Here is an 11938-nt window from a genome sequence, read left to right on the forward strand (position 1 = left end):
GAAAAAACCGCTGACGAAAGCGACAGCGGTTTTCGGATTGGATCAGGCAGGATGATCAGCGGTGTTTGAATTCAGGCTTGCGCTTCTCAGCAAAAGCGTTCATTCCTTCAGCGCAATCTTCGAAAGCGAAGGTTGACTGGAAGGCATGTCGCTCGTGTCGCAGGCCATCAGCCAGATGCGCATCCACCGCCATGTTGACGGCCTGCTTGATCATGCTGACAGCCGGTGCAGAATTCGACGCGATCTTGCGCGCTGTCTTGAAAGCATTTTCAAGCAGCTCTTCTGCCGGCACAATACGTGACACCAGGCCGCTGCGTTCAGCTTCCTCGGCATCCATCATGCGACCAGTCAGGCACATCTCCATCGCTTTGGCCTTGCCAACCGCCTTGGTCAGGCGCTGAGTACCACCGGCACCCGGCATGGTGCCGATACCGATCTCAGGCTGACCGAACCTGGCGGTTTCGGCTGCGATAATGAAATCGCACGCCATGGCCATCTCGCAGCCACCACCCAGGGCAAAACCGGCAACGGCAGCCACGACCGGAGTACGAGCCTCATCAATGGCACGCCAGCAGTCCCGCTTCACATACGGGAAGTTAAGCGCATACAAAGAGGCGAAGTCGTGCTCCTTCATCTCCTTGATGTCAGCACCGGCCGCGAACACCTGCTCACCCCCGGTGAGCAGAATGCAGCGCACATTCGCATCATCTTCCAACGCATCGATTGCCTGACCCAGCTCTGCAGTGAGTTGCAGGTTGAGCGCATTCATCGCCTTGGGGCGGTTGAGCGTAACGATGCCAACACCGTCACGGATCTCAACCAATACAGTTTCGAATTCCATTACCTGCTCCTCACTCACTTCGGGTGACGACGGCTCTGTACGAAACGGAAGCGATTAGCCACGAACGCATAATCAGACAGGGACGCGTTTGCAGCCGGGTTACCACCGGTCGCGTGGAAGTCACTGAAAGCAGCACTCTGGTTGACGAATACACCACCAGTCAGGTTAATGCTCAGTGCAACGCAGGCATCGAGTGCCGCTTCTTCAATCTTGTCCAGCTGAGCTTCGTCGCTGCTGTAGCACCCCATGGTGATCGCACCATGCTTTTTGACCACGTCGCGAGCCAGCTGAATGCTGTGGTCACGGCTGTCGGTAGCGATGATGAAGCTGATCGGACCGAACAGTTCCTGACCCCATACATCTTCCTTGGCAGCATCGATGGTCATGATCAGCGGGGTGCGTACACGTGCGTTTTCGAACTGCGGGTGAGTCAGTTCTTCGGAATCGCGTACAACCTTGCCCAAGCCCTTGCTGTCCAGAATGCGCTGTGCAGTTGCTTCGGACTGGATGGCACCCAGAACCATGGCAGCGCGGTCAGGATCGGACAGGAACTTGGTCACACCAGTGGCGATGGCCTCAGCGACTTCATCAAAGCTCTTGTGGCCCAGATCGGTCTCGATACCTTCTTTAGGTACGAAGATGTCCTGAGTCGTGGTGCACATCTGGCCGGAATACAGGCTCAGAGTGAATGCCAGGTTGCGGACCATACCTTTAAAGTCATCGGTAGAGTCGATAACGATGGTGTTGGCACCGGCTTTCTCAGTGTAAACCAGAGCCTGAGGGCAGTTCTGCTCCAGCCAGTCACCGAAAGCCGTGTTGCCAGTGAAGTCGATGAGTTTGACTTCCGGACGCTGGGCCAGCGTCATTGTTTCCGGCTTGGCAGGATCAGCATCAACGAACAGGGAAACGATGTGCGGCGGCAACCCCTGCTCTTTCAGGACTTCCTGCGCGACCTGGACGCTAATGGCCGCCGGCAGCACTGCAGCCGGGTGCGCCTTGATCACAACCGGGTTGCCGGTCACCAGAGAAGCGAACATGCCCGGGTAGGTATTCCAGGTCGGGAAAGTGGAACAGCCGATGACCAGACCAACACCGCGACCACAGGCAGTAAATTTCTTTTCCATGACCAGTGGATCATGTTTGCCCTGAGGCTTGGTCCAGGTAGCCTGCGCCGGCACACCCGCCATGGTCTCATAACCATAGGCCACTGCTTCCAGGCCGCGATCCTGTGCGTGCGGGCCACCGGCCTGGAACGCCATCATGAAGCCCTGGCCAGAGGTATGCATTACGGCGTGGGCGATTTCAAAACTGCGCTTGTTAAGGCGATCCAGGATTTCCATGCAAATGCCAGTACGGCCTTCTACACCCTGATCGCGCCATGCCTTGCGAGCATCATCCATCGCCGGCAGAAGCTTATCCATGTCGACAGTCGGGTACTGTACATTCAGTTCAATACCGTAAGGAGAAACTTCACCGCCAACACGACCACTGATGCCCGGCATCTCGAGTTCGAACGGCTTGTTCAGATGAGCCTTGAATGCAGCTTCGCCATCCGCAGCGGCAGTTTCGCCATAAGCGCGGGGGCTGGGGTTTTCAGACCAGGGGCTGAAATAATCACGGCTGTGGATCGCTGCCAGCGCACCATCCAGTGTCGCTTTGTGCTTGGCAAAAAGATTCTCGCTCATCAGGGATCTCCCATTGTGCTTGGCGCCGACATGATACGACGCTGACTTGTTCTGTTTATTGGGTCCAGTTCAGGATCGCCAGTCGTCCGAATAAACGTCATCTGGCCTGCAGACCGCATAGCTCAGCGCGGCTGTCTGATCCTGTCTATAGTATTCATGATCGTGAACCACACGATACAACAAACATTGTGATACGAAAAGAACAATGTATTCCCGAAATATTGTATCTCTTTTCGCTTTTGGGTTAATCTTGCCGTAACTGCAAGTGTCGTATGGCCTCTCAACTATAGCGGAATCAGAAATTGCTGCATCCCGCGAATACAGCGCCTGCGACGCCAAAAGTGTCAGGTTCGGTCGTAACGGGTCGCACCGGATACAATAACAAAACACAGATGACGGTATTTCTATGCAACACGAGTATCAGGACATTCTTGTCTCGGCGGTTTCTGATGGTGTGCTGACCATTACTCTCAACCGCCCTGAAGCCTACAATGCCCTGCGCACCCAGCTCCTTAGCGAAATAGCTGATGTCCTGCAGTGGGCGACCGGCAATGATGACGTACGCGCAGTGGTGGTCACCGGCAACGAGAAGGTTTTTGCCGCGGGTGCAGACATCAAGGAAATGGCAGCGCTGGATGCCGTGGGTGTACTTAATGATCCCCGTGTCCTGCACTGGCGCACCATCGCACAGTTCACCAAACCGCTGATCGCGGCTGTTAACGGTTTTGCCCTGGGTGGCGGCTGTGAACTGGTGATGCACGCCGATATCGTCATCGCAGGTGACAATGCTCAATTCGGGCAGCCGGAAATCAATCTGGGTATCATCCCGGGGGCCGGCGGCACTCAACGCTTGCTGCGTACTGTAGGCAAGTCCATGGCGATGCAGCTGGTATTGTCCGGTGAATTCATTTCTGCTGCTCAGGCCCGTGACTTCGGACTGGTTAGCGAGGTCACCATTCCGGAGCGCTCACTGGAGCGCGCCTCAGAGCTGGCCCGCAAAATTGCCACCAAGCCACCGATCGCCGTCCGTCAGGCGAAAGAAGTACTGCTTAAAGCTTACGAAACCACACTGGACAGCGGCCTGAGCCTCGAGCGCAAGGCGTTCACCCTGCTGGCTGCTACCGAAGATCGCAATGAAGGCATCGCCGCCTTCATGGAAAAACGTAAACCGAACTTCACAGGAAAATAAGACATGGCTTACGAAACGATTGAATTCGAGATTACTGACGGGGTTGCGGTTCTGACCCTGAACCGTCCGGACCGGATGAACAGTTTCAACACCGAGATGCACGCTGAAGTTCGTGATGCGATCAAGCAAGCCAAAAAAAGCGAAGAGGTTCGCTGTCTGCTGATCACCGGTAATGGTCGTGGCTTCTGTGCTGGCCAGGACCTGAGTGATCGTAATGTCGATCCCAATGCGGAAATGCCCAACCTGGGCGAGTCCATCGAGAAGAACTACAACCCGCTGATCCGCAGCCTGCAGGCACTGGAAATGCCGGTGATCTGTGCGGTTAATGGTGTGGCGGCTGGTGCCGGTGCCAACATCGCCTTTGCCTGTGACATCGTGCTGGCTGCACGCTCTGCTTCCTTCATCCAGGCGTTCTGCAAGATCGGTCTGGTTCCGGATTCCGGCGGTACCTGGACACTACCGCGCCTGGTAGGCCATGCCCGCGCCATGGCACTGTCCATGCTGGGTGACAAGATCAGCGCCGAGCAGGCCATGGCCTGGGGCATGATTTGGAAGTGTGTTGATGACGAGACCCTGAAAGACGAAGCTCTGACCATGGCGAAGCAGCTGGCGACTCAGCCGACCAAAGGACTGGCACTGATCAAGCGTGCAATCCAGTCCAGCTGGGACAACAGCTTCGACGAGCAGCTGGATCTGGAGCGTGACCTGCAGACACTTGCCGGTCGCACAGAAGATTACCGCGAAGGTGTTTCGGCCTTCATGGCAAAACGTCAGCCCACCTTTAAAGGCAAGTGAGCATGAGCATGTTTACCACTGAATCCGTTATCGGAGTGATCGGTGCCGGCACCATGGGTGCAGGTATCGCCCAGGTCGCCGCCAAGGCTGGCCACCCTGTGCTGCTGTTTGATGCCGCCGAAGGTGCTGCCGCACGTGGCCGTGAAGGCGTCCTGAAAGGCCTGCAGAAGCTGGTGTCCCGTGGCAAGATGACCGCGGAAGCAGTTGACGCTCTGGTTGGCCGCATTCAGGTGATCAACTCCCTCGAGGAGATGGCACCGGCTGCACTGGTACTCGAAGCCATCGTTGAGCGCCTTGACGTGAAACAGAGTGTGTTTGGCCAGCTGGAAGATATCTGCTCCGAGCAGACCGTACTGGCTACCAACACCTCCTCTATCTCTGTCACTGCCATCGGCAGCACGCTGAAGCGTCCGCAGAACCTGGTGGGTATGCACTTCTTTAACCCGGCTCCGATCATGAAGCTGGTAGAAGTGATCAGCGGCCTGGATACCAAGCCGGAAATTGCCGATGCTATCTTCGAGTTGTCTGCCAGCTGGGGCAAAAAGCCTGTTCACGCCAAATCAACACCCGGCTTTATCGTTAACCGTGTCGCACGCCCCTTTTATGCGGAAGGCTTCCGTATCTCCCAGGAAGGCGGTGCCGACAACGCCACCATCGACGCTGTCATCCGTGAAGCCGGCGGTTTCCGCATGGGTCCGTTTGAATTGACCGACCTCATCGGCCACGACGTCAACTATGCCGTTACTTCTTCCGTGTTTGCGGCCTACTACAACGACCAGCGTTTCCTGCCGTCCCTGATTCAGCTTGAACTGGTCAATGCTGGACACTTCGGTCGCAAGACTGGCAAGGGCTTCTATGATTACAGCGAAGGCGCCGAGAAACCTCAGCCGCAAACAGCGGCTCCGGCTGCCAAGCCTGCCAGCGTAACCATCGAAGGCGAGCTGGGTGTTGCCGAGCCGCTGGTGGCTCTGTTTGAGGCCGCGGGTGTAGAAGTGGTTCGTACAGAAGGTGACGGCCGCATTCAGGTTGGCGATGCCACGCTGATGCTGACCAATGGCCAGTTCTCTACCGTACGTGCCACCGAGATCAGCAACCCGAACCTGATCCATTTTGATCTGGCGCTGGATTACGCTCAAGCCAGCCGTATCGCGCTTGCCCCGGCCGACAAGGCCGATGCCAAGGCGATCGAACAGGCGACAGGCTTGTTCCAGGCTGCGGGCAAGGCGGTCAGCGTGATCGATGACATTCCGGGCATGATCGTGATGCGTACACTGGCAATGCTGGCCAATGAGGGCTTCGACGCCGTTAACCAGCAGGTGTGTAACGAAGAAGCGGTCGATATCGCGATGCAGGGCGGCGTTAACTACCCGCGCGGACCGATCAGCTGGGCTAATGCCGTTGGCCTGTCCCGTATCCTCAATGTACTGCGCAATCTGGGTGGCAGCTACGGTGAAGATCGTTACCGTCCGTCTCCCCTGCTGCTGCGCAAGGTTGCTAGAGGTCGCCAGTCATGAGTACATCCGAAATGACCCCGGAGCAGCTGGCAACAGCCTGCAGCTCCGCCATGCATGAAACCGATTATGCGGCCCAGGGCCTGGGCATCCAGATCGAAGAGACACGTCCGGGCTATGCCCGCCTGAGTATGAAGATTCGCAAGGATATGCTCAATGGTCACGGCATGTGCCACGGCGGTTTCATCTTTGCTCTGTCCGACACCGCGTTTGCGCACGCCTGCAACAGCTACAACAAGGTAACCGTTGCCAGCGGCTGCAGCATCGAATATGTCGCTCCGGGTTTTCTTGAGGATACCCTGACTGCAGTGGCAGAAGAACGTCAGCGCAAGGGTCGTACCGGCGTATATGACATCACTGTTTTTAACCAGAACAATGAAGAGCTGGCCTTCTTCCGTGGCAAGTCCTACCAGATCAAGGGGACATTGCTGCCGGAAGATGAGTCTGCCATCTGAGGAGATACCCAATGAAAGATGCCTTTATCTGTGATGCGATCCGCACCCCGATCGGTCGCTATGCCGGTACTCTGGCCAGCGTACGCGCTGACGACCTGGGTGCTATCCCGATGAAAGCGCTGATGGAGCGCAATCCGGAGGTAGACTGGGATCAGGTTGACGATGTCATCTACGGCTGTGCCAACCAGGCTGGCGAAGACAACCGAAACGTAGCGCGCATGTCCTCGCTGCTGGCCGGCCTGCCGACCAGCGTACCGGGCACTACCGTAAACCGTCTGTGTGGCTCCGGTATGGATGCAGTTGGCCTGGCGGCACGGTCAATCAAGTCCGGCGACACCGAGCTGATGATTGCCGGTGGCGTTGAATCCATGTCCCGTGCACCTTTCGTGATGGGCAAGGCCGAATCAGCCTTCTCTCGCAACCCGAACGGTCTGTATGACACCACCATCGGCTGGCGTTTCATCAACCCGCTGATGAAAGCCGAGTTCGGCGTGGACACCATGCCCGAGACAGCAGAAAACGTGGCTGCAGACTTCAACATCAGCCGTGAAGACCAGGACGCCTTCGCCGTGCGCAGCCAGCAGCGCACCGCTGCCGCTCAGCAGAACGGCAAGCTGGCGGAAGAGATCGTGCCGGTCACCATTCCGCAGCGTAAGGCTGATCCGATCATCTTCGATACCGACGAACACCCGCGTGCCAGTACCACACTGGAAACCCTGGCCAAGCTGAAAGCGCCCTTCCGTGCCGGCGGCTCCGTAACAGCCGGTAACGCCTCAGGCGTCAACGACGGTGCCTGTGCCCTGCTGATCGCTTCTGCTGAAGCTGCCAAGGCGCATGGCCTGACGCCGAAAGCCCGCATCGTTGCCATGGCAACTGCAGGTGTTGAGCCGCGCATCATGGGCTTTGGTCCCGCTCCGGCTGCCCGTAAGGTGCTGGCCAAGGCTGGTCTGACGCTGGATGATATGGATGTGATCGAGCTGAATGAAGCTTTCGCCGCTCAGGCGCTCGCGGTAACCCGTGACCTCGGCCTCGCTGACGACGCTGCACACGTCAACCCCAATGGCGGCGCCATCTCCCTGGGCCACCCGCTGGGCATGAGCGGTGCGCGCTTGATCACCACAGCCATGTACGAATTGCACCGTACTGGTGGCCGCTATGCACTCTGCATGATGTGTATCGGTGTCGGTCAGGGTATCGCCACTATCATCGAACGCGTCTGATCCCCAATCAGGTGCCAGAATCAAAACATAATTATTACAGACAACGGGATAAGAATAAGCATGAGTAATCAACAGCCAATGTTGCGCGGATCCCTGGAAGAAATCGAAACCGCAAGCATCGATGAGCTGCGTGCCCTGCAGCTGCGTCGACTGCGCTGGAGCCTTGCGCACAGCTATAACAATGTCCCTCACTTCAAGAAAAAGTGTGACGAGAAAGGCATTCACCCCTTTGAGCTTAAATCGCTTGAGGACCTGAAGCACTTTCCGTTTACCACCAAGAACGACCTGCGCGAGAACTACCCGTACGGCATGTTTGCTGTACCTATGGATGAGGTTGTCCGTATCCATGCTTCTTCAGGTACCACTGGCAAGCCGACAGTCGTAGGCTACACCCAGGGCGATATCGATACCTGGGCAAATGTCGTAGCGCGCTCTATTCGTGCAGCTGGCGGTCATCGTGGCGACAAGGTACATGTTTCCTACGGATACGGCCTGTTCACCGGTGGTCTGGGTGCACATTATGGTGCCGAGCGTTTGGGTTGCACCGTGATCCCCATGTCCGGTGGTCAGACCGAGAAGCAGGTTCAGCTGATTCAGGACTTTGCACCGGACATCATCATGGTGACCCCGTCATACTTCCTGAACATCCTGGATGAGATGGAACGTCAGGGTGTCGATCCGCGTGAACTGCCGCTGCGTACCGGTATTTTCGGTGCCGAACCCTGGACCGATGAAATGCGCAAGAATATCGAGCAGCGTGCCGGTATCAACGCCGTTGATATCTACGGCCTGTCCGAAGTCATGGGTCCGGGTGTTGCGATGGAATGCATCGAAACCAAAGACGGTCCCACCATCTGGGAAGACCACTTCTACCCGGAAATCATCGACCCGAACACCGGCGAAGTCCTGCCTGACGGTGAATACGGTGAACTGGTTTTCACTTCACTGACCAAAGAAGCGATGCCGGTTATCCGCTACCGTACCCGTGACCTGACTCGACTGCTGCCGGGTACTGCCCGCCCGATGCGCCGCATCGACAAGATCACTGGCCGTTCTGATGACATGCTGATCATCCGTGGTGTGAATGTGTTCCCGACGCAGATTGAAGAGCAGATTCTGAAAGTTTCCGCTCTGGCACCGCATTATGAAATCGTCATCACCAAGAATGGCAACCTGGATTTGGTTGATGTCAAAGTCGAGCTGGCCCCTGAAGCCTCAGGCGCTGACGAGGCCGCGGTGATCAAGGAACTGCAGCACCACATCAAGTCTTACATCGGTATCAGCACCAAGATCGATATCGTACCGACTGGCAGCATCCCCCGCTCAGAGGGCAAAGCCAAGCGTGTTTTCGACCAGCGTAAAGGTTGATTGTTAGATAACTTGATCTGACTGCAAATGAAAAGGCCGGTTCTCACGAACCGGCCTTTTTAGTCATGACGGGAAGTCAGGCATGACTCACTTCGATGATGCGGACATGGCTGTGCTTGCCTCCCGGCAGTGTCCAGTCGATGGTTTGACCGACTTCAAGGCCCAGCAAGGCAGAGCCAATAGGCGCGACAATCGAGATTGCATGTTCCTTGCCGGCCATCTGGTGTGGGAAGTAAAGAGTACGGTGAAACTTCTGTCCACTCTCCACTACTTCAAATGTTACGGTCGAGTTCATCCGCACAACGTTCTCTGGCAGCTCGTCCAGATGCACAACATCGGCACGGTCCAGTTCAGCGCGCAACCCATCCAGTGAGGAGTTATCACGATACTCCTTGCGCTCCAGCATGGCCTCGAGTTGGTCGATATCTTTTTCAGATACCTTGATACCGGGCATATCAGCCATTTTTTACTCCATTGATATACAAAGATGCCCCCCTGTCTTGGGGACAACGTAAGGAAACAGATTGCTAAGTGGAAAGACCCGTGAGCCTGCACCGATCTGATGCAGGCAGATCAGATTCAAAGGCGGGCTAACGGGCCTGAAACACTGCAGGCCGGGTACGTTTTCGATCTGATCGGGTTGTGCATGTCGCAGGCTCTAAAACATGAAAAGGCGCCGTGAAAGCGCCTTCTGATTCCGTATGAACATGTTGCTATTGATAGCTCTTTCAATGCTAAAAGGCAAGCATGCCAATATCTTTTTACGCATACCTTGACCTTTATGGCCATGATTATAATTGCGGCTGTTATCTTGTATCATCGATGGTCAGAGCCGAATTGAGACCCTATCAATGCAATTGAGCCGCTTTACCGATTATTCTCTTCGTGTCCTGTTCTATGTAGCCATGAACCCGGACAGGCTTGCAACGCTGAGTGAAATCGCTCACTTCTATGACATTTCATTGGAGCATCTGCGTAAGGTGGTTCACGCCCTGGGCAAAAGTGGGCATTTGGAAACCTACCGCGGAAAGAAAGGTGGTATTCGCCTCGCTCTGGAACCGGAAGCGATCAACCTCGGCGCTCTGATTGCTCAGACCGAGGGCACATCCCCCCTGGTGGACTGCCACCGTTCACCCTGTCGTCTGGCCAGCAATTGCAGCCTCCAGTCAGTGCTAGCCGAGGCACAACGAGCCTTTTTTGACAGCCTGTCGCAATATACACTGGCCGATCTGCTGAGCAACCAGCCCATGCGTGAACGGCTAATCGCTGTTGAGGAACTCTAGGCGTGCCCGGCACGGCCTGCGTTTTGGAGCGCCGGTTTCATCACCGTCATTAAGTTGCTAACCTTGCCCATTTTTTGGCGAGTCTAAACATGCTCAAGGATCGACACCCCGCATTGGTTGCCGCTTTCTGGATGACCGGTGCCCTCTTCTCCTTCATGGCCATGGCCGTTTCCGGACGTGAGCTGTCCCAGGATCTGACCACATTTCAAATCCTGTTTTTCCGCAGCCTGATCGGTGTACTGCTGATCGGCGCGCTGGTTGCCAGAAGTGGCTGGGCGCAGCTTAAGACAAACCGGGCCGGTGGACACCTGATGCGTAACATTGCACATTTTGGTGGCCAGTACGGCTGGTTTTATGGCCTGGCGTTTATTCCGCTGGCCGAAGTGATAGCGATTGAATTCACGACACCGATCTGGACTGCACTGCTGGCGTGGATGGTATTGGGTGAGCGCCTGACTCTGCCAAGGCTGACCGCTCTGGTGTTCGGCATATCCGGTCTGTTACTGATTTTGCGCCCCGGGATGGGCTCCCTTCATCCGGCAGCCCTGGCGGTGCTGGCGGGTGCGGTCGGCTATGCCATTTCCTATATACAGACCAAGTCGCTGTCAGCTTCGGAAACACCGCTGTGCATTCTGTTCTACATGACAATGATGCAGCTGCCGTTCGGCCTGGTGCCTTCATTGATGGATTGGAAAACGCCGGAACTGAATAGCCTGCCGTGGATTTTACTGGTAGCGGTGACCGCGATGAGTGCACACTATTGCATGGCGCGCGCATTCAAACTGGCTGATGCCACAGTGGTGGTGCCCATGGACTTCATGCGCTTGCCGCTGATCGCGGTGGTAGGTTATCTGTTCTATGAGGAAGTCATCGACCTGCCTGTTGCCCTTGGCGCGGGCTTGATGCTGGCCGGCAACCTGATCAACATCCGGGCCGAGCAGCGCAAGGCGCCACTGCGAACGGAAGCGCTTAAAGCACCTCGGTCACCAGAATAACCTCACAGGCACCGTTGCCGGTATCACTCCGAGTTAACGAGCTGCGCCAGCGCCAACCGTCGTCACCTCTGGCCTCAACCAGAAACCCGCGCAGGCGCAGCTGGTCCTCTTCATCGATCTGCTCCAGCTGCTCACGAACCTGAGCATTTGCTGGAATCAGATGCATGTTGGCACTACTGGTCTGGACCTTCTGCTGCGGTATCGGCAGCTGTTTACTGCGCCAGTAGTACCAACGACCTGACTGGCGAATCTCAAACTGCTCGGCAATTTCAGGGCGGGCCATTTCGCCCCACCCCAGTGCGAAGTCCCAGGGGGAAAGTTCAGCTTCACGGCCGAAGCGGTAATCTTCGCGCCCCAACACACGCGCATCAACCGAGAACTCGGCCAGCAGCGTCAATTGATACTCATTGAAGCGAACGCTGGGTGCCGGCGACAGGTTTTTCTGCACTGGCTGGTTGCGATCGACCGCCACATCGAGCCGTGGTGTTTCAACAGTGGTTTGCGAGCCCGAGAAGGGATCGGTCACCCAGAATCCGATGAGTAACGCTGCAAGTAATACCAGATGAAAAGGTCTGATCAAAACAGGCCTCGGATAC

General features: G+C 56.3%; 12 protein-coding genes. 8 read left to right on the plus strand and 4 right to left on the minus strand.

All coding sequences use genetic code 11. The features are described from left to right. Positions 1-55: 55 nt before the first annotated feature. Positions 56-841, minus strand: a complete 786-nt coding sequence (locus tag ABD013_RS04890) for an enoyl-CoA hydratase-related protein (RefSeq protein WP_343803082.1) — start codon at positions 839-841, stop codon at positions 56-58. Positions 842-855: 14 nt separating this feature from the next. Next, positions 856-2526, minus strand: a complete 1671-nt coding sequence (gene paaN, locus ABD013_RS04895; protein WP_343803084.1) for a phenylacetic acid degradation protein PaaN — start codon at positions 2524-2526, stop codon at positions 856-858. A 406-nt stretch (positions 2527-2932) separates the two neighbouring features. On the opposite strand from paaN, the gene paaF reads away from it, so the two are divergent. Genes paaF through paaK form a run of 6 tightly spaced genes read left to right on the plus strand, consistent with a single transcriptional unit; the run spans position 2933 to position 9064 of the window. Next, complete coding sequence (paaF, locus tag ABD013_RS04900; RefSeq protein ID WP_343803087.1) at positions 2933-3715, plus strand: 2,3-dehydroadipyl-CoA hydratase PaaF; 783 nt, start codon at positions 2933-2935, stop codon at positions 3713-3715. Positions 3716-3718: 3 nt separating this feature from the next. Next, complete coding sequence (gene paaG / locus ABD013_RS04905; RefSeq protein ID WP_343803090.1) at positions 3719-4510, plus strand: 2-(1,2-epoxy-1,2-dihydrophenyl)acetyl-CoA isomerase PaaG; 792 nt, start codon at positions 3719-3721, stop codon at positions 4508-4510. Positions 4511-4518: 8 nt separating this feature from the next. Then, positions 4519-6024, plus strand: coding sequence for a 3-hydroxyacyl-CoA dehydrogenase PaaH (gene paaH, locus ABD013_RS04910; RefSeq protein ID WP_343803093.1), 1506 nt, complete (start codon positions 4519-4521; stop codon positions 6022-6024). Further along, positions 6021-6476, plus strand: coding sequence for a hydroxyphenylacetyl-CoA thioesterase PaaI (gene paaI, locus ABD013_RS04915; RefSeq protein WP_343803097.1), 456 nt, complete (start codon positions 6021-6023; stop codon positions 6474-6476). The genes paaH and paaI overlap by 4 nt, the downstream gene beginning before the upstream one ends. A gap of 11 nt (positions 6477-6487) precedes the next feature. Beyond that, positions 6488-7696 carry a 3-oxoadipyl-CoA thiolase gene (gene pcaF, locus ABD013_RS04920; RefSeq protein WP_343803100.1) on the plus strand — a complete coding sequence of 403 codons (1209 nt, stop codon included), beginning with the start codon at positions 6488-6490 and terminating at the stop codon, positions 7694-7696. A gap of 60 nt (positions 7697-7756) precedes the next feature. After that, entirely contained in the window at positions 7757-9064 is a 1308-nt protein-coding gene (gene paaK, locus ABD013_RS04925) for a phenylacetate--CoA ligase PaaK (protein WP_343803103.1), read from the plus strand. Between the two features lie 76 nt (positions 9065-9140). Here the strand turns inward: paaK and rnk are convergent, their stop codons facing one another. Next, complete coding sequence (gene rnk, locus ABD013_RS04930; RefSeq protein ID WP_343803106.1) at positions 9141-9527, minus strand: nucleoside diphosphate kinase regulator; 387 nt, start codon at positions 9525-9527, stop codon at positions 9141-9143. A 388-nt stretch (positions 9528-9915) separates the two neighbouring features. Between rnk and ABD013_RS04935 the strand changes: the two genes are divergently transcribed. Together ABD013_RS04935 and ABD013_RS04940 are read left to right on the plus strand one after the other, a co-directional pair. Beyond that, positions 9916-10347, plus strand: coding sequence for an RrF2 family transcriptional regulator (locus ABD013_RS04935; RefSeq protein ID WP_343803109.1), 432 nt, complete (start codon positions 9916-9918; stop codon positions 10345-10347). Positions 10348-10436: 89 nt separating this feature from the next. After that, positions 10437-11342, plus strand: coding sequence for a DMT family transporter (locus ABD013_RS04940; RefSeq protein ID WP_343803112.1), 906 nt, complete (start codon positions 10437-10439; stop codon positions 11340-11342). Here ABD013_RS04940 and ABD013_RS04945 read toward each other — a convergent pair. Beyond that, positions 11317-11868, minus strand: a complete 552-nt coding sequence (locus tag ABD013_RS04945) for a hypothetical protein (protein WP_343803115.1) — start codon at positions 11866-11868, stop codon at positions 11317-11319. The genes ABD013_RS04940 and ABD013_RS04945 overlap by 26 nt on opposite strands. Between the last annotated feature and the right edge of the window lie 70 nt (positions 11869-11938).

Origin of the sequence: Marinobacterium maritimum (assembly GCF_039523155.1) — a bacterium.
In the GTDB taxonomy this organism is placed as follows: Bacteria; Pseudomonadota; Gammaproteobacteria; order Pseudomonadales; family Balneatricaceae; genus Marinobacterium; species Marinobacterium maritimum.

Excerpts from the sequence above, each read along its gene's own strand:
- paaN (WP_343803084.1), bottom strand. The coding sequence starts at position 2,526 with ATGAGCGAGAATCTTTTTGCCAAGCACAAAGCGACACTGGATGGTGCG.
- ABD013_RS04935 (WP_343803109.1), top strand. The coding sequence starts at position 9,916 with ATGCAATTGAGCCGCTTTACCGATTATTCTCTTCGTGTCCTGTTCTAT.
- paaH (WP_343803093.1), top strand. The coding sequence starts at position 4,519 with ATGTTTACCACTGAATCCGTTATCGGAGTGATCGGTGCCGGCACCATG.
- paaI (WP_343803097.1), top strand. The coding sequence starts at position 6,021 with ATGAGTACATCCGAAATGACCCCGGAGCAGCTGGCAACAGCCTGCAGC.
- paaK (WP_343803103.1), top strand. The coding sequence starts at position 7,757 with ATGAGTAATCAACAGCCAATGTTGCGCGGATCCCTGGAAGAAATCGAA.
- paaF (WP_343803087.1), top strand. The coding sequence starts at position 2,933 with ATGCAACACGAGTATCAGGACATTCTTGTCTCGGCGGTTTCTGATGGT.
- ABD013_RS04940 (WP_343803112.1), top strand. The coding sequence starts at position 10,437 with ATGCTCAAGGATCGACACCCCGCATTGGTTGCCGCTTTCTGGATGACC.
- paaG (WP_343803090.1), top strand. The coding sequence starts at position 3,719 with ATGGCTTACGAAACGATTGAATTCGAGATTACTGACGGGGTTGCGGTT.
- ABD013_RS04890 (WP_343803082.1), bottom strand. The coding sequence starts at position 841 with ATGGAATTCGAAACTGTATTGGTTGAGATCCGTGACGGTGTTGGCATC.
- rnk (WP_343803106.1), bottom strand. The coding sequence starts at position 9,527 with ATGGCTGATATGCCCGGTATCAAGGTATCTGAAAAAGATATCGACCAA.
- pcaF (WP_343803100.1), top strand. The coding sequence starts at position 6,488 with ATGAAAGATGCCTTTATCTGTGATGCGATCCGCACCCCGATCGGTCGC.